We start from the raw sequence: 15,899 nt of genomic DNA on the forward strand, positions 1-15,899 counted from the left end.
AGGCTACAGAGCGTCGTGGAAGATGATGCCTGCAGTATGCCGCTGACCCGAGCGCAGGCGGCTCACACCGTGGCGCATGTTCACGCGATACGTACCGCGCGTGCCTTGTACGGGCCGATGGTGCACCGCAAAGACCACTGCATCGCCTTTGCGCAGCGGCACCACTTCGGGCCGCGACTGCATCCGCGGGCGCTGCTCCGTCATGACGAATTCGCCGCCGGTGAAATCGACGCCGGGTTCCGACAGCAGGATGGCCACCTGCAGCGGGAAGACGTGCTCGCCATAGAGATCCTGATGCAGGCAGTTGTAGTCACCGGGGCCGTATCGCAGGAGCAGCGGCGTCGGGCGCAACTGGCCGGCTTCGTGGCAGCGGCGCAGGAAATCGGCGTGTTTGGCTGGATAGCGCACGTCGATATCCATAGCTTCGTTCCAGCGATTGGCGATGGTCGCCAGCGGCGGATAAAGCGACGTGCGCAGCTGTGCAATCAGATCTGGCAGCGGATACGCGAAATACTGGTATTCGCCGCGCCCGAAGCCATGGCGCTCCATCACCACGCGCGAGCGGTATAGGCGGTCCTGCGGGTACAGCGCGGTCAGGGCGTCGCAGGCATCGTTGTCCAGCAGGCTCGGCAATACGGCGCTGCCGACATCGTTGAGCGCGTCTTCAACGGCGCGCCAGTCGACGCCTTCTAGATCGGGACGGTGCCCCGCGCTGACATGCGCGGCGGCCGTGGAAAGCGGCATATGCGCTCCTTTCGGAGATTCGATACGCCAAGCGTACGCTCACGGGAGTGCGCGTGGCACTCCGGAGCTTGCGGTCGAATTCAGGCGTGTGCGGCCAGGCTGGCGGGCATGGCGGTGGCGGCCAGCTTGGTGAGTGCATCACCGGTGGCGCGGCAGATGCGCCACTCCGGCAGCACATCGGCGCCCATGGCTTCGTAGAAGGCGATGGACGGCGCGTTCCAGTCGAGCACGCTCCATTCGAAGCGGCCGCAGTCCCGCTCCTGCGCCAGGCGCGCCAGGTGGATCAGGAGTGCCTTGCCGATGCCCAGGCCGCGGTATTCGGGCTCCACGAACAGGTCTTCCAGATACAGGCCCGGCTTGCACAGGAAGGTCGAGAAGTTGTGGAAGAACAGCGCAAAGCCCACGGCCCGGCCGTCGACTTCTGCCAGCACCGCCTCACAGTACGGGCGCGGCCCGAACAACATCGTCGCCAGCGCTTCGGGCGTGGTCTGCACCAGGTGCGTGAGCTTTTCGTATTCGGCCAGCGCAGAGATCAGGCGAACGAGCGAGGTGCAGTCATCGGGGGTGGCGGGGCGCAGCGTGAAGCGAGTCGCAGTGGTGGCGGCGGTCATTGGGATTGCGATTCCAGTGAGGTTTGGACCAGGCGCGCGACCTGGTCGACGTAATCGGGCGCGAGGCAATCGACCACGTGCCGCTCCGGCGTGCTGCGCAGCCAGGTGATCTGGCGCTTGCAGAGCTGGCGGGTTGCGGCGATGCCTTGTTCGCGCAGGGCAGCCATGTCGATTTCGCCTTCCAGGTAAGCCCATGCCTGGCGGTAACCGACGCAACGGATGGACGGCAGCGTGGGCGAAAGATCGCCGCGGCGGCGCAAGCCCTCCACTTCGTCGAGCAGGCCGCCGGCGAGCATCGCATCGAAGCGCTGTGCGATGCGCGCGTGCAGCACGAGGCGGTCGGACGGTTCCAGCGCGATCGTCAGATACGGCGCAGCCGCATCGTGCTGCTGGAACGCATTCGCGCCGACCTCGCGTGCGAGCAGGGCGGACATCGGCTGACCGGTCAGACGATACAGCTCCAGCGCGCGCTGGATGCGCTGCGCGTCGGTTGTGTGCAATCGCGCGGCCGTCACCGGGTCGACCAGTGCGAGTTTCGCGTGTAGCGCGGGCCAGCCATCGCGTGCCGCTTCGGCATCGATCTCCGCGCGGATGGCAGGGTCGGCGCCGGGCAAATCGGAGAGCCCTTGCGTGAGCGCCTTGTAATACAGCATCGTGCCGCCGACGATCAGCGGCAGCTTGCCGCGTGCGCGGATGGCATCGATCAGCGCGTTCGCATCATTGGCAAACTGCGCGGCGGAGTAGGCATCGAGCGGATCAATGATGTCGATCAGGTGATGCGGCGCGATGGCTTGTTCTTCGGCGCTGGGCTTGGCGGTGCCGATGTCCATGCCGCGATACACCAGCGCGGAATCCATGCTGATGATCTCGACCGGCCAGCGCTCGGCCAGCTTCAATGCGGCGGCGGTCTTGCCGGACGCCGTCGGCCCGAGCAGGCAAATCGCGCGCGGGGCGCTTGCAGCAGACGCAATCATCGGAATTACTGGCCACGCAGGAAGAGACGATCCAGGTCAGCCACGGTGAGCTGGATCCACGTCGGGCGACCGTGGTTGCATTGGTCGGCGCGTTCTGTCGCTTCCATCTGGCGCAGCAGTGCGTTCATCTCGTCCAGGTTCAGGCGGCGGTTGGCGCGCACGGCGGAGTGGCACGCCAGCGTGGCAAGCAGTTCATTCTGGCGTTCGGCCAGCACGCGCGAGCCGCCGTAGGCGTGCAGATCGCGCAGCACGTCGCGGGCGAGCGCTTGCGCATCGGCCTTCTGCAGCAGCGTCGGCACCGATCGCACCGCCAGCGTGGTCGGCGACACGGCGGAGATGTCAAAGCCGAGCAGCGTGAGCGTGTCGCGGAATTCCTCTGCGGTGCCGATCTCCACCGGGTTCGCGGCAAACGTGACCGGAATGAGGAGCGGTTGCACCTCGACGCGCTTGGTTTCGAGCGCGGTCTTGAGTTGCTCGTACAGGATGCGCTCGTGCGCGGCGTGCATGTCGACGAGCACCATGCCGCGCGTGTTCTGCGCCAGCACGTAGATGCCGTGCAACTGGGCGACGGCAAAGCCGAGCGGGTGGGCATCGTCCTCATCAGCCTGTTGAGCTGCGGCCGGCTCTGCAACGGCGGCAGGCGATTGCGCGGTTGCGGCGCCGCCATCGAACAATGTCGCGGCGCTCGGCACATCGGCCATCCAGGCAGGGCGGGTCGGCGGCATGGGCGCGCTATCGCCGCGCATCATGGACAGATATTCTGCACGCGGTTGCGCAATGCCGAGCGACGTCTGCCGCGCGGCCATTTGGTTGATCCAGCGCGTGGTGTTGTCGGCCGGCGAGGGTGCCGTCGCGACCCCAGCACCCTCAGGCGCTTCGGCGATGTCGGTGCGCAGGCTGTCGCCCTGTTCGCCGGCGTGGCGGGACAGTGCGCGTTGCACCGCGTGATAGACGAACTGGTGCACCGCGCGGCTGTCGCGGAAGCGCACCTCGATCTTGGACGGATGCACGTTCACGTCCACCGCTTCGGGCGGCAGCTCCAGGCACAGCACGTAGGCGGGGAAGCGGTCGCCGTGGAGCACGTCTTCGTAGGCGCTGCGCACGGCGTGGGTGAGCAGGCGATCGCGCACGAAACGGCCGTTGACGTAGAAGAACTGATGATCAGCCCGGCCGCGCGAGGCGGTCGGCAGGCCGGCAAAGCCGAACAGACGCAGTTCGCCGGCCGATTCCTCGAAAGGCAGGCGTGCGCGGGCGAATTCGGTGCCGAGCACGGCCGCCGAGCGCGAATCCGCCTGCGTGGCGTTCCAATGCTCCAGCGGCTTGCCGTTGTGATGCACGGAGATGGCCACGTCGGGCCGCGCCAGCGCGGTGCGGCGGATCACTTCCATGCAATGGCCCAACTCGGTCTGCTCGGTCTTCAGGAATTTGCGGCGCGCCGGCGTGTTGAAGTACAGATGCTGCACATCGACGGTGGTGCCGACGCCGCCGGACGCCGGCTGCGCGCGCCCGGTCTGCGCAATGATCTGCGTGGCGTGGGCGTCATGGGCGGTGCGCGACGTGAGCGTCAACTCCGCCACCGAGGCAATCGAGGCCAGCGCCTCGCCCCGAAACCCCAGCGTGGCCACCGATTCCAGCTCTTCCAGCGAGCCGATCTTGCTGGTCGCATGCCGCATCAGCGCGACAGGCAGTTCGTCAGCCGGAATGCCGCCACCGTTGTCCGTGATGGCAATGCGCCGCACGCCGCCTTCCTCCAGCTTGATCTGGAGCTGCGTGGCACCGGCATCCAGTGCGTTTTCCAGCAGTTCCTTGACCACGGACGCTGGCCGTTCGACCACCTCGCCGGCAGCGATCTGGCTGATCAACTGGTCGGGAAGCGGGCGGATGGGGCGGCGGGAAGTCGAGGCGGAAGTCATCGCGGCATTATAGATGTCACGCCCTGTGCGGCGCACCGACGCAAGCCTCGCCAACGGCTAGGGGAAATCTAAGTCACATCCGGTATCATTTCCCGCTCGTTCAGGGGGATGGTTTGGATATCGTGATGCAATTGGTCGACATCGTGCTGCATGTCGACAAGTCGTTGGGCTTGCTGATTCAGCAATACGGCGCGTGGGTCTACGTGCTGCTGTTCGCCATCGTGTTTGCCGAAACCGGGCTCGTGGTGCTGCCTTTTCTGCCGGGCGACACCCTGCTGTTCATTGCCGGCGCCATGTGCGCCACCGGCCAGATGGACGCCTGGCTGCTCATCGTGCTGCTGGTGATTGCCGCGACGACGGGCAACACGGTCAACTATTTCGTCGGCTCCTGGATCGGCCCCAAGGTATTCGACGGTCACATCCGCTTCCTTGATCACCAAGCGCTGCTCAGGACCCACACCTTTTACGAACGCCACGGCGGCAAGACGCTCGTGATGGCGCGCTTCATCCCGGTGGTGCGGACGTTCGCGCCGTTTGTGGCGGGCGTGTCGAAGATGACGTTCGCGAAGTTCCAGCTCTTCAACATGATCGGCGCGGTGCTGTGGGTGGCGATCCTTGTGCTGTCGGGCGAGGCGTTCGGCAATGTGCCCGTGATTCGCGATCACCTGAACACGATCGTGCTGATTGGCCTGGGCGCGGCGATTGTGCCGCTAATGCTCGGCGGGCTGTGGAAGTTGCTCAAACGCCGTCGCGGCGCCGTCGCGCAGAAGTAAGCGTCAGTTCAGGTTCTTGCTCATGGCGCGCAGTGTTGGCATGCGCTCCTTGAGCTTGGCCGTGTCGGCTGCATCGGGCCGGGCGTCCACATAGGCTTCCAGATCTTCCAGCGCGGGCCGGAAGCACTCCAGATTGGCGTAGGCCAACCCCCGGTCGCGCACTTCCTCGATGGAATCGGGCAGCAGGATCACCAGCCGCTGCTGCACCGCCAGCAGGCGTTGCCAGCGCGATTCCTGCAGGTAGATCGCCTTCAGGTTGCGCAGCATGCGCGCGATGATCTCGCGATGCGTGGCCACTTGCAGGAACACCCCGAGCGGCACCGTGTTCGGGTCTTCGATGCCTTCCTTTTCCAGGTACGGGTCGAGCATGTCCTGCAACTCTTCCTTCGACAGTGTCTGCCCCGTCAGCGGATCAAGCACGACCTCGCCCGCAGGAATGCTCATGCGCACCAGGAAGTGGTTGGGGAAAGACACGCCCTTGAGCGGCAGGCCGATCTGCTGGCCGATTTCCATCAGCAGCACGGCCAATGAGATCGGAATGCCGCGCCGGCTCTGCAGCACCGCATTCAGATAAGAGTTCTCGGGGTCGTAGTAATCGTTTGCATTGGGGCCGAAGCCCAACTCGCGATAGAAGAACTGATTGAGCAGGCGCAGGCGCTGGATGGCGGGCGTGCCCTCGGCGATGCGGTTTTTGATCCGCGCGACGAGCACGTCAATGGCAGCCAGCTCGGCTTGCAGGTCCAGATCCGGATACGCGTCCTGCGCAATCGACAGGGCGGTTTCTGTGAGGGGGATGCTGTCGTCGTCCGCGACCAGGGCCGAAAAATAATCGAGGACTTTAGTGGTCATCAGATGGCCTTTTTTCGGAACGTGGAGAACTTCAATCCGGTGAGCCACAGTGTACCGAAATAGACCACCGCGCACAGGACCAGGCTTGCCCCGAGCAGCGCGATGCGCACAAGCGGCTTGGCGCCCAGTCCCACCCAATCGAAATTGTGGGCAAGCCACAGCAGCGCCCCGGCCAGCAGCAATACGGCCGACATCACTTGCGCGATGAACAGCCCCCAGCCCGGCAGGGGATGGTAATAACCGCGCCGGCGCAGACCGAAGAACAGCAGCGCCGCATTGATGGTCGCGCCAAAGCTGATCGAGAGCGCCAGCCCGGCGTGCCCGAAAATCGGCACGAAGACATAGTTGGACAACTGCGTCGCCACCAGCACCACCAGCGCAATCTTCACCGGCGTGCGAATGTCCTGCCGCGCATAGAAGCCGGGCGCCAGGATCTTGATGACGATCAGCCCGATCAGTCCCACGCCGTAAGACGTCAGCGCTTGGCGTGTCATCTCGACGTCCACGCCGGTGAATTTGCCGTAGTGGAACAGCGTGGCCGTGAGCGGCGCGCCAAATACGAACAGGCCCACCGCAGACGGCACCGCCAGTAGCACGGTCAGCCGCAGGCCCCAGTCGAGCAGCGATGAGTACTCTTCACGGTTGTTCTCCGCGCTGGCCTTCGACAGGCTGGGCAGCAGGATCGTCCCGAGCGCCACGCCCAGCAGCGCGGTCGGGAATTCCATCAGCCGGTCTGCGTAGTTCAGCCACGACACGCTGCCCGTCGGCAGGCGCGACGCAATGTTGGTGTTGATGATCAGGCTGATCTGCGCGACGGACACCGATAGCGTGGCCGGCAGCATCTGCTTGAGCACGCGCCGCACGCCCGGGTGGTGCCACGCTTGTCGCACATTGAATGACACGCGCGGCAGCATGCCCACGCGGCGCAATGATGGAATCTGGATGGCCAGCTGCAGGACGCCGCCCACCATCACCGCATAGGCTTGTGCGTAGATAGGGGTATCAAGGTACGGCGCCACAAACACCGCTGCCACGATGAACGACAGGTTCAGCAGCACCGGCGTGAACGCCGGCACCGCGAACTGCCGCCACGTATTCAGAATGCCCGACGCCAGCGCGACCAACGACACCAGCCCGATGTACGGAAACATCACGCGCGTCATGAAGATCGCCGAGATGTACGCCTGGCTCTCGTGCTCCTTGAAGCCGGTGGCGACCGCGGTGACGATCAACGGCGCGCCAATCACGCCCAACGCCGAGATGATCACCAGGAACCACGTCATCACCGTAGCCACGGAGTCGACCAGCGCGCGTGTTTCAGCTTCGCCCTGGCGGTTCTTGAATTCACCCAGGATCGGCACGAACGCTTGCGAGAACGCGCCCTCGGCGGACAACCGGCGCAGCAGGTTGGGGATACGGAAGGCGACGTTGAAGGCGTCGGTGTAAACCGAGGCGCCGAAAGCGCGGGCGATCAGCGTCTCGCGAATGAGCCCCGTGATGCGCGAGAGCATCGTCAGGCCGCTGATCGTGGCGAGTGTTTTGAGGAGATTCAAGATGAATGCGTGGTTGGGCGCCGCCTGAGAGGCAAACACGGCGATGGCGGTCTGACCGACGGCGCCATGCGGGGTTCGCGCCCGGGGTGACTGACGTGACCGGAGGGCACAATTGCGGCCGTATTATAGGGACCGGCTCGGCATGCGCCAAAAAGTGCCGCAAAAGCCGCAAACTGCCGTTATCCGGGCGATTTTCACAACAGGGTTTGCGTTGGGTGCGGAAGTCTGCGTATAATTGCCGTCTTTCACCAATTTGCGCGCTTCGGCCTTCCGTGTCTCCCGGGGCGCTTGCTACCGTTTCTTCAGGGATTTTTCCATGGCAAACACCGCACAAGCACGCAAGCGCGCACGCCAAGCCGTCGTTCAGAACGCTCACAACTCGGCTCTGCGCTCGCGTCTGCGTACCGCAATCAAGGGCGTCCGCAAGGCTGTGGCCGCTGGCGACAAGACTGCAGCTGCTGCTGCATTCAAGACCGCCCAAAGCACGATCGACAGCATCGCTGACAAGAAGATCGTCCACAAGAACAAGGCTGCACGCGCCAAGTCGCGTCTGTCCGCTGCCATCAAGGCAATGGCTGCCTAAGTTCGGTTGATGCCGGCCTAGCCGGCATGGCGCGACACGCAACGTCGCGCTCCGACGATAAAAAAGCCCGTCTTCGGACGGGCTTTTTGTATTTTGCGCGCGCTGTAAATGTGCGAGGCGCTGCGTCGGACGAGCTTGCGAAGATTAGCTTTTCGCGGGAGCACCGCCTTCCGGCAGGATGCAGGCTTCCACGAGCTGGAGATTGTTGTCGTGCGCGAAGTTCAGTACGAAATCCAGCGCCTTGGGTTCGATGTCGCGCAGGCGCTCGTCGACGAATACGCTGCGGATGCCGCCCGACATGACGGGGCGCACGTAGGGGGAATAGGTGAAGCGGGGATCTCCGGAATCGCCGGCAGGGCGGAACTGCGCCATCACACCGCACAGCCGATCGGCCCAGTCGCTCGGGCGGAAGGTTTTTCCGTCGCGGGTGACGCCCTGGATAAAGAATTGGCGAGGGTTGGCTGCCATGGACTGCGTGGGGCTGTGGAGATTTGCAAACGACTTCGACCGTGCGGGTGCCGCAACGTTCGAGCGGGGTGCACTTGTGGTGCAGATGATGCGCTTGCCTGGTTGCCGATTCATGAACCGGACGGACCGGCTTGTCGTACCGGTTTGCGGACGGTTGGGGCATCCGAGGCAGCAAGTATTATATCTTATATAAGACTTTCATCGGCCTTTCACCCAGGCCTTTATGTAGCCGGCCCGCGCAGGCGCGAAACTCGCCAAACCGGTGGCGATCCCGTATGATGGCCTGAATCTTCAACAGGCAAGGCGGCTAGGGCGACGTGCCACGGGATGTTCCCGGTGCGTCAACTGCAGGCCGCCTTCGTTGTTTTATGAACCCACCAAGCTCGATCAAGCACTACCTGCAGTTCAAGGACTTTTCTCTGGAAGAGTACGAATACCTGCTGGACCGTTCCGCGATCCTCAAGGCCAAGTTCAAGAACTACGAGACGTGGCACCCGCTGCACGACCGCACGCTGGCCATGATCTTCGAGAAGAATTCCACGCGTACGCGCCTGTCGTTCGAAGCCGGCATTCACCAGCTCGGCGGTCACGCAGTCTTCCTGAATACGCGCGATTCCCAGCTTGGGCGCGGTGAGCCGATCGAAGACGCGGCGCAGGTCATCTCCCGCATGACCGACATCATCATGATCCGCACCTTCGGGCAGGAGATCATCGAGCGCTTTGCTGCGCATTCGCGCGTGCCGGTCATCAACGGGCTGACCAACGAATACCACCCGTGCCAGGTGCTGGCCGACATCTTTACCTTCATCGAGCAGCGCGGCCCCATCAAGGGCAAGACCGTCACCTGGGTGGGCGATGCCAACAACATGGCCTACACGTGGATCCAGGCGGCGGAGATTCTCGGCTTCCGCTTCCATTTTTCTGCGCCGAAGGGCTATCAGCTGGATCCGGCCATGGTGGCCGATTCCGCCTTGCCGTTCGTGCATGTGTTCGAAAACCCGCTCGAAGCCTGCGACGGCGCGCATCTGGTGACCACGGACGTGTGGACCAGCATGGGCTACGAAGCTGAAAACGAAGCGCGCAAGAAGGCCTTTGGCGACTGGATGGTCACCGAGGCGATGATGCAGCGCGCGCAACCCGATGCGCTGTTCATGCACTGCCTGCCCGCTCACCGCGGCGAGGAAGTCGAAGCGGCCGTCATCGACGGCAAGCAGAGCGTCGTGTGGGACGAGGCGGAAAACCGCCTGCACGTGCAGAAGGCGCTGATGGAATATCTGCTCTGCGGTCGCTACTGAGCGCGCAGTCGCCCAGATCTGCAGGCATAAAAAAGGCCGCTCCGATTGACGTCGGAGCGGCCTTTTTGCCTTGAAGCGGCAGGCAGTTACTTCTTGCCGCCGTCGAGTTGGGGCAGCGCGTTGGCGGTGCCCAGCGACAGCAAGCCGGCCTTTGAGTAGATGGCCAGCTTGTCGCGCGTGTCCATCAGGTCGAGGTTGCGCATGGTGAGCTGGCCGATGCGGTCGGCCGGGCTGAACGGCGCGTCTTCCACCTTCTCCATCGACAAACGCTCCGGCGCGTACGTCAGGTTGGGCGACTCGGTGTTCAGGATCGAGTAGTCGTTGCCGCGGCGCAGTTCCAGCGTGACGGTACCGGTCACGGCGCGGGCCACCCAGCGCTGGGCGGTTTCGCGCAGCATGATGGCCTGCGGATCGAACCAGCGGCCCTGGTACAGCAGACGGCCCAGGCGCAGACCGTTGATGCGGTATTGCTCGATGGTGTCTTCGTTGTGGATGCCGGTCACCAGGCGCTCGTAGGCGATGTGCAGCAGCGCCATGCCCGGGGCTTCGTAGATGCCGCGGCTCTTGGCTTCGATGATGCGGTTTTCGATCTGGTCGCTCATGCCCAGGCCGTGGCGGCCACCGATGCGATTCAGCTCCAGGAACATCTCCACCGGGTCGGCGATTTCGCGGCCGTTGACAGCGACCGGGCGGCCTTCGTCGAAGGTGATCGAGACTTCTTCCGCCTTGACCTCGACTTCCGGCTTCCAGAACGCCACGCCCATGATTGGGTTGACGATGCGGATGCCGCTGTTCAGGTGCTCCAGATCCTTGGCCTCGTGCGTGGCGCCCAGCATGTTGCTGTCCGTGGAGTAGGCCTTCTCGGCGCTCATCTTGTAGCCGAAACCTTCCTTGGTCATGAAGGCCGACATTTCAGCGCGGCCGCCCAGCTCGTCGATGAAGGCCTGGTCCAGCCACGGCTTGTAGATCTTCAGTGCCGGGTTGGTCAGCAGGCCGTAGCGGTAGAAGCGCTCGATGTCGTTGCCCTTGAAGGTCGAGCCGTCGCCCCAGATGTTGACGTCGTCTTCCTTCATCGCGGCGACCAGCATGGTGCCGGTCACGGCGCGGCCCAGCGGCGTGGTGTTGAAGTACGTGATGCCGCCGGTGCTGATGTGGAAGGCGCCGGACTGGATTGCGGCGATGCCTTCATTGGCCAACTGCGGCCGGCAGTCGATCAGGCGGGCCTTCTCTGCACCGTACTCCATGGCCTTGCGCGGGATGGCATCGTAGTCTTCTTCGTCGGGCTGGCCGAGATTGGCGGTGTAGGCATAGGGCAGCGCGCCCTTGTTCTTCATCCAGCGCAGCGCAGCGCTGGTATCGAGACCGCCCGAGAAGGCAATGCCGACCTTCTGGCCGACGGGAACATGTTGCAGGATGGTTTCCATAATCTTTCTCTTCAAATAGCCGTTCAGGATTCAAACCGGCTCACGATCCGCAGCGAGCGCTCCGAGGTTGGTTCGAGAAGCGCAGCCGTACATGGGTACGGCGAGCATCGCAGGGCCAAGATCGGAGTGCGCAGTAGGATCGTGAGCCGGTTTCAGGCGTAGTGGCAGATGTAGTGGTAGGCCTCGGTCACCCGAATGTCGAACTTCGAGTTGGCCGGAACCTGGAAGCTGTCGCCTGCGCCGGACGTCTTCCATTCATCGGTGCCGTCGAGCTTGTATTCGCACGAACCGCCCACGCATTCCATGATCTCGGCTGCGGCCGTGCCGAAGGTCAGCGTGGCCGGCAGCACCACACCCACGGACTTCTTGGTGCCGTCGGGCAGGGTAAAGCTGTGGCTGACGCACTTTCCGTCGAAGTACACATTGGCCTTGGTGGTCAGGCGGACGCCGTCAAAGGTTTCGGTGGTCATGAAATGGAGCGCGAAAAGGGAGGTCGTAGGGTCAAACCAAGCATTTTAGGCCATTGGATCGACCGCGGGTACGTCAGCCGAAGGGCGCCTGGCTCCAAGACGCATGCGATGTGGCGCAAGATGCCCAGCCCGCCCATCCACCAACCCGTTTACACCACAACCGGTTCAGGTTCGATGCGTACGCCAAAGCGCGCATGAACCGCGTCCTGGATCTCACGTGCCAGTGTCATCAACTGAACCGCGCTGCCGCCGCCACGGTGCACCAGCACCAGCGCCTGCTTTTCATACACGCCCACTGCGCCGCTCTGCCGGCCCTTGAAGCCGCACTGATCGATCAACCAGCCGGCGGCGAGCTTGTATTTGCCGTCCGGCTGGGCATATCCGACCAGATTCGGGAAGCGCGCGGCCAGCGCATCGCGCGTCGCGGCGTCGACGATGGGGTTCTTGAAGAAGCTGCCCGCGTTGCCAATCTCCGCCGGATCGGGCAGCTTGCGGCGGCGGATGGTGACAACCGCATCGAAGATGTCCTGCGCCGTCGGGCGGGCGATGTTCTGCGCGGCCAACTCGCGCGCGAGTTCGGCGTAATGCGTGTCGGGCTGCCAATCCACCGGCAGGGCGAAGGTGACTTCGGTGATGACGTAGCGATCGGCGCCGGCGCGCTTGAAGAGGCTGTCGCGATAGCCGAAGGCGCAATCGGCGGCGGTGAGGGAGACGAACTCGCCGGCGTGGCGGTCGTAGGCGCGCAGGGACTGGAAGCGGTCCTTGATCTCGACGCCGTATGCGCCGATGTTCTGGATGGGCGCCGCGCCCGCCGTACCGGGAATCAGCGCGAGGTTTTCCAGCCCAGGCAAGCCATGAGAGACGGTGTGAGCGACCAGGCCGTGCCAAGATTCGCCGCCGCCTGCGGTGATGGTGTTGACTGCGTGGCCATCGACCATGCTTTGGCCAGTGGCGATGCCCATAATCTCCATCAGCAACACCAGGCCTTCGAAATCGCGCGTGAGCACGACGTTGCTGCCGCCACCCAGCACCAGCACAGGCAAGCCCTGCACGCGCGGGTCGGCCAGCGCGGCGGGAATGTCTTCCGGCGTGCGCACGTGCGCGGCGTAGCGGGCGGTGGCCTCAAAACGGAACGTGTTGTGCTGGCCTAGGGGATAATGCGTGTCGAGCAACGCCATGGCGCCAAATCTGCTGGGAAAGCCAAGATTATAGAAGCCATGGCGAACGCGGCACCCGCACAAGGGCGCCGCAGCAACCCGAATTCAAGTCTGCAAGGAGAACACGATGCCGTCGTTTGACGTGGTATGCGAAGCCAACATGGTGGAAGTGAAAAACGCCGTGGAACAGGCCAACAAAGAGATTTCGACGCGATTCGACTTCAAGGGCTCGGACTCCCGGGTCGAGCACAAGGAGCAGGAACTCACGCTGTTTGCCGACGACGATTTCAAGATCGAACAGGTCAACGACGTGCTGATGAACAAGCTCGCCAAACGCAACGTCGACGTACGCTTCCTGGACTACCAGGACAAGCAGAAGATCGGCGGCGACAAGATGAAGCAGGTCGTCAAGATCAAGAAGGGCGTCTCGGGCGACCTGGCCAAGAAGATCGTCAAGACGATCAAGGACAGCAAGATCAAGGTGCAGGCAAGCATCCAGGGCGACGCGGTACGTGTGACCGGCGCCAAGCGGGATGACCTGCAAAGCGTGATCGCCATGCTGCGCAAGGAGGTGAGCGACACGCCGCTGGATTTCAATAACTTCCGCGACTGAGCCCGACGCGCTTTCCAAGCAAAACGCCCCGCACGAGCGGGGCGTTTGCATTTGCAGCGGCAAAGTTTACTGCGACAACTTCGTCACCTTCAGTGCTGGATCGGCGGCGATGGCGGCTTCCGAGAACGGTAGCCGGTTCCAGCGCTTGGCCGAGAATTCGCGCATCTGGTCGAACGCATGCGGTGAAGCCGGATCGGTCGATTCACCGTAGGTCAGAAGCGCATCGGCCACCGGGCCCTGATCGTCGAACGTGACAGTCTGGATGTAGCTCGTGCCGAAATACACCTGCAGGCCCTTCGGCCCGATCGGCGTGCTCTGCAGCTTGTTCAGCACGCCCTCGTATTCCTCGCCGCCGTGCAGGGTGATGTTGTCGCCCGGCGCGTGTGCCGCCTGCACAGTGCCCAGCGGCGCATCCAGCGCAAAGCCGGCGGTGCGAACCGCGCCCACGGCATCCTTCAATGCTTTGAACACGGCCGTGCGCACGGCTGCATCGCTCATGCGCAGGCTGCGCGGCGTGTGGACCGGATCAGCCGGGTTGAAGTCGATCGCATGGACGTGCGGGATGTCCTTGGCGCGCATCCAGAACTCGCGGAACAGGTGCGCAGCGCGTGCGTCGACGTTGTCCGTGAGGTTCCATTGCGCCAGGGCGGCGCAGCCGTCGCGTACATCGGTGTAGAGATCGGACGTGCCTTTGCAGGCGGCCAGGAGATCGTCGTGCACGAGGTGGCCGGCGAGGTTGGCGTCGCGGAAGATCATCGCCTGCAGGTTCGGTAGGTTGACCTTGTTGCCGGGCAGCCCGTCAGTGCCGTTCAGGCGACGTTCGATTTCGATGATGCCGATGCGTGTGCGCAGGCGCTGCGGCACGTCGGTCGAGCCCATCACCGGCGAGAAGCCGGTCAGCTTCTGCGCTGGGTTGGTCAGCCACGAGCTGTCGTTGCTGTTGGCGACGTAGTCTTCCCGCTCCAGTACCGGCATGCGCGCGGGCGCCACCAGGCCCGGCACGGGCGAGGCCGGATCGACCTGCCAGTCGCACGCACTGCGTGAGCCGTCGAGCAGCACCAGCCCCGCGCCCTTGAAGAGCTTGTCTGCGAGCGGCGACGGCGCGCAACGCTTGAGCGCTTCAGCCGACACGTCCGGCGTGGTCGACACATCGGCAAACAGCGCACGGCCGTTTCGGTCGGTGGCGATCGTGTTCACCCAGGGGATGCCGAGGTTGCCGATCGCCTGCTGGATGCCCGCCACGTCCTTGGCCTGTGCGATATGCAGCCAAGTATCGATGGAGCGCGTGTTGTTGCGATTGGCGTCGCGCAGCGTGTAGGCCTTCTGCGAGGTCCACGGCATGCCACCGGCGGGCATCGACAGCACGGGGCCGTACACCGTGTTGTAGAAGGTGTGCGTGCGGCGCTCGATGCGGCCGTCCGGCAGCTTCACGTCAAAAGCCACGGTGCGCGTGGTCATCTTGTGCGGCTTGCCGTCAATCAGGTAGGTGGTCGGGTCGCCTTCGGCCAGCTTCAGCTCGAACAGCGTGAAGCGGCGGCCGGTGGAGACGGTATGCGTCCACGCCACGTCTTTGTTGAAGCCGATGCTGACGACGGGGAACGCGGCAATCGACGCGCCCATCACGTCCAGCTTGCCAGGCACGGTCAGGTGGACCTGGTAGAAGCGGTTGGTGGTCGTCCATGGGAAGTGCGGGTTGTCGAGCAGCACACCGCGGCCGTTATCCGTGGCGTCCTTGCCGAAGGCCCAGCCGTTGGAGCCGATCGGCATATCGCGCAGTTGCAGGTCGCGGTCGAGTGCAGCGATGTCGACGGCATGGGGTGGAATGACCGCCGATGCAGGGGCGCCGCCCGGGGGCCGCGCGGCGACGATGCTCGCCAGCATGGCACCTGCGCTCGCCTGGATGGCTTTTTCTTCGCCCATCAGCATCATGTCGGCTACCGTGAGCGGACGCACCCAGTCGGCATTGCGGCAGGCGGCTGGGCGGTTGGCGGCCGGCGTGTCTTTCAGATAGCGGTTGTAGCCCGCGATGTAGCCACGCAGCAGCTCGCGCGCTTCAGGCGACATCTGCGCATAGCCGGCGCGCAGGCCAGCCTCGTCGAATGCGCTCTTGAAGAAGGCGTCGGCTTGGGTGTTCGGCACCGACTTGAACGACACCACGACCGTGCCGTCCGGCCCGAACGTCTTCGAGCGCTCGCCGTGGACGGTGACGATCTGGTCGGCCAGCAGGCAGACATTGTCCTGTGCATAGGCATAGGCCATGCCGAAGCCGAGGCTGGCGTAGTCGTTGGCACGGACGTGCGGAATGCCGAAGCGGGTGCGGCTGATTTCAGCCGAGATGCCGGTGTCCGCGGGCGTGGCCCAGCCACTGTCGGTGCTTGCGCAGCCGGCCAGCGCCGCAAGTGCGGCCACGGCAAGCGCGCTGCGCAGTGCGCATCCCTGCATGAATCGCTGCATCGTGCGTTGTCTCCTGAT

Annotated in this window: 15 protein-coding genes; 4 read left to right on the forward strand and 11 right to left on the reverse strand. The window is 64.0% G+C overall.

Annotated features, from left to right (window positions below; translation table 11 throughout):
- Window positions 1–3: 3 nt before the first annotated feature.
- From ACUXH0_RS21000 to mutL, 4 genes are all read right to left on the reverse strand, one after another.
- A complete protein-coding gene (locus tag ACUXH0_RS21000) occupies window positions 4–744 on the reverse strand; it encodes a 2OG-Fe(II) oxygenase (protein ID WP_012436325.1) in 741 nt (246 codons plus the stop codon).
- Between the two features lie 80 nt (window positions 745–824).
- Window positions 825–1,355, reverse strand: coding sequence for a GNAT family N-acetyltransferase (locus ACUXH0_RS21005; RefSeq protein ID WP_012436324.1), 531 nt, complete (start codon window positions 1,353–1,355; stop codon window positions 825–827).
- On the reverse strand, window positions 1,352–2,329 hold the full coding sequence (gene miaA / locus ACUXH0_RS21010) for a tRNA (adenosine(37)-N6)-dimethylallyltransferase MiaA (RefSeq protein ID WP_012436323.1): 978 nt from the start codon (window positions 2,327–2,329) through the stop codon (window positions 1,352–1,354). The genes ACUXH0_RS21005 and miaA overlap by 4 nt, the downstream gene beginning before the upstream one ends.
- Window positions 2,330–2,334: 5 nt before the next feature.
- Window positions 2,335–4,242: a DNA mismatch repair endonuclease MutL gene (gene mutL, locus ACUXH0_RS21015; protein ID WP_024542265.1), complete on the reverse strand. Its 1,908-nt coding sequence runs from the start codon at window positions 4,240–4,242 to the stop codon at window positions 2,335–2,337.
- 125 nt (window positions 4,243–4,367) lie between these two features.
- Between mutL and ACUXH0_RS21020 the strand changes: the two genes are divergently transcribed.
- A complete protein-coding gene (locus ACUXH0_RS21020; RefSeq protein ID WP_012436321.1) occupies window positions 4,368–5,015 on the forward strand; it encodes a VTT domain-containing protein in 648 nt (215 codons plus the stop codon).
- A 3-nt stretch (window positions 5,016–5,018) separates the two neighbouring features.
- On the opposite strand, the gene ACUXH0_RS21025 is transcribed toward ACUXH0_RS21020, so the two are convergent.
- The gene (locus ACUXH0_RS21025; RefSeq protein WP_004631750.1) at window positions 5,019–5,864 is read right to left on the reverse strand and encodes a SirB1 family protein; all 846 of its coding nucleotides are present in this window, start codon (window positions 5,862–5,864) and stop codon (window positions 5,019–5,021) included.
- The gene (murJ, locus tag ACUXH0_RS21030) at window positions 5,864–7,417 is read right to left on the reverse strand and encodes a murein biosynthesis integral membrane protein MurJ (RefSeq protein ID WP_027693064.1); all 1,554 of its coding nucleotides are present in this window, start codon (window positions 7,415–7,417) and stop codon (window positions 5,864–5,866) included. Before murJ ends, ACUXH0_RS21025 begins: the two co-directional genes overlap by 1 nt.
- A gap of 316 nt (window positions 7,418–7,733) precedes the next feature.
- Between murJ and rpsT the strand changes: the two genes are divergently transcribed.
- Entirely contained in the window at window positions 7,734–8,000 is a 267-nt protein-coding gene (gene rpsT, locus ACUXH0_RS21035) for a 30S ribosomal protein S20 (RefSeq protein ID WP_004631753.1), read from the forward strand.
- Between the two features lie 144 nt (window positions 8,001–8,144).
- Here rpsT and ACUXH0_RS21040 read toward each other — a convergent pair whose 3' ends face one another.
- A complete protein-coding gene (locus ACUXH0_RS21040) occupies window positions 8,145–8,468 on the reverse strand; it encodes a DUF3579 domain-containing protein (protein WP_012436319.1) in 324 nt (107 codons plus the stop codon).
- Window positions 8,469–8,836: 368 nt separating this feature from the next.
- On the opposite strand from ACUXH0_RS21040, the gene argF reads away from it, so the two are divergent.
- Window positions 8,837–9,763 (forward strand): ornithine carbamoyltransferase, encoded by a 927-nt coding sequence (gene argF, locus ACUXH0_RS21045; protein ID WP_004631757.1) that lies wholly within the window; start codon window positions 8,837–8,839, stop codon window positions 9,761–9,763.
- 86 nt (window positions 9,764–9,849) lie between these two features.
- Here argF and argG read toward each other — a convergent pair whose 3' ends face one another.
- The 3 genes from argG to murB form a co-directional block, all read right to left on the reverse strand.
- A complete protein-coding gene (gene argG, locus ACUXH0_RS21050; protein WP_009241391.1) occupies window positions 9,850–11,187 on the reverse strand; it encodes an argininosuccinate synthase in 1,338 nt (445 codons plus the stop codon).
- A gap of 152 nt (window positions 11,188–11,339) precedes the next feature.
- Window positions 11,340–11,657, reverse strand: coding sequence for a pyrimidine/purine nucleoside phosphorylase (gene ppnP / locus ACUXH0_RS21055; RefSeq protein WP_004631764.1), 318 nt, complete (start codon window positions 11,655–11,657; stop codon window positions 11,340–11,342).
- Window positions 11,658–11,806: 149 nt separating this feature from the next.
- Complete coding sequence (gene murB / locus ACUXH0_RS21060; RefSeq protein WP_182594558.1) at window positions 11,807–12,835, reverse strand: UDP-N-acetylmuramate dehydrogenase; 1,029 nt, start codon at window positions 12,833–12,835, stop codon at window positions 11,807–11,809.
- Between the two features lie 106 nt (window positions 12,836–12,941).
- Between murB and ACUXH0_RS21065 the strand changes: the two genes are divergently transcribed.
- On the forward strand, window positions 12,942–13,427 hold the full coding sequence (locus ACUXH0_RS21065) for a YajQ family cyclic di-GMP-binding protein (RefSeq protein WP_012436316.1): 486 nt from the start codon (window positions 12,942–12,944) through the stop codon (window positions 13,425–13,427).
- A 66-nt stretch (window positions 13,428–13,493) separates the two neighbouring features.
- Here the strand turns inward: ACUXH0_RS21065 and ACUXH0_RS21070 are convergent, their stop codons facing one another.
- Window positions 13,494–15,881: an acylase gene (locus ACUXH0_RS21070; protein ID WP_182594557.1), complete on the reverse strand. Its 2,388-nt coding sequence runs from the start codon at window positions 15,879–15,881 to the stop codon at window positions 13,494–13,496.
- Between the last annotated feature and the right edge of the window lie 18 nt (window positions 15,882–15,899).

It is taken from the genome of Ralstonia sp. 110700041-2 (assembly GCF_056280165.1).

What these genes read in the sequence shown, in the direction of transcription:
- argF (WP_004631757.1), top strand. Translation starts at nt 8,837, where the DNA reads ATGAACCCACCAAGCTCGATCAAGCACTACCTGCAGTTCAAGGACTTT.
- ACUXH0_RS21005 (WP_012436324.1), bottom strand. Translation starts at nt 1,355, where the DNA reads ATGACCGCCGCCACCACTGCGACTCGCTTCACGCTGCGCCCCGCCACC.
- ACUXH0_RS21040 (WP_012436319.1), bottom strand. Translation starts at nt 8,468, where the DNA reads ATGGCAGCCAACCCTCGCCAATTCTTTATCCAGGGCGTCACCCGCGAC.
- miaA (WP_012436323.1), bottom strand. Translation starts at nt 2,329, where the DNA reads ATGATTGCGTCTGCTGCAAGCGCCCCGCGCGCGATTTGCCTGCTCGGG.
- ACUXH0_RS21020 (WP_012436321.1), top strand. Translation starts at nt 4,368, where the DNA reads ATGCAATTGGTCGACATCGTGCTGCATGTCGACAAGTCGTTGGGCTTG.
- murB (WP_182594558.1), bottom strand. Translation starts at nt 12,835, where the DNA reads ATGGCGTTGCTCGACACGCATTATCCCCTAGGCCAGCACAACACGTTC.
- ppnP (WP_004631764.1), bottom strand. Translation starts at nt 11,657, where the DNA reads ATGACCACCGAAACCTTTGACGGCGTCCGCCTGACCACCAAGGCCAAT.
- mutL (WP_024542265.1), bottom strand. Translation starts at nt 4,242, where the DNA reads ATGACTTCCGCCTCGACTTCCCGCCGCCCCATCCGCCCGCTTCCCGAC.
- ACUXH0_RS21070 (WP_182594557.1), bottom strand. Translation starts at nt 15,881, where the DNA reads ATGCAGCGATTCATGCAGGGATGCGCACTGCGCAGCGCGCTTGCCGTG.
- ACUXH0_RS21065 (WP_012436316.1), top strand. Translation starts at nt 12,942, where the DNA reads ATGCCGTCGTTTGACGTGGTATGCGAAGCCAACATGGTGGAAGTGAAA.
- argG (WP_009241391.1), bottom strand. Translation starts at nt 11,187, where the DNA reads ATGGAAACCATCCTGCAACATGTTCCCGTCGGCCAGAAGGTCGGCATT.
- ACUXH0_RS21000 (WP_012436325.1), bottom strand. Translation starts at nt 744, where the DNA reads ATGCCGCTTTCCACGGCCGCCGCGCATGTCAGCGCGGGGCACCGTCCC.
- rpsT (WP_004631753.1), top strand. Translation starts at nt 7,734, where the DNA reads ATGGCAAACACCGCACAAGCACGCAAGCGCGCACGCCAAGCCGTCGTT.
- ACUXH0_RS21025 (WP_004631750.1), bottom strand. Translation starts at nt 5,864, where the DNA reads ATGACCACTAAAGTCCTCGATTATTTTTCGGCCCTGGTCGCGGACGAC.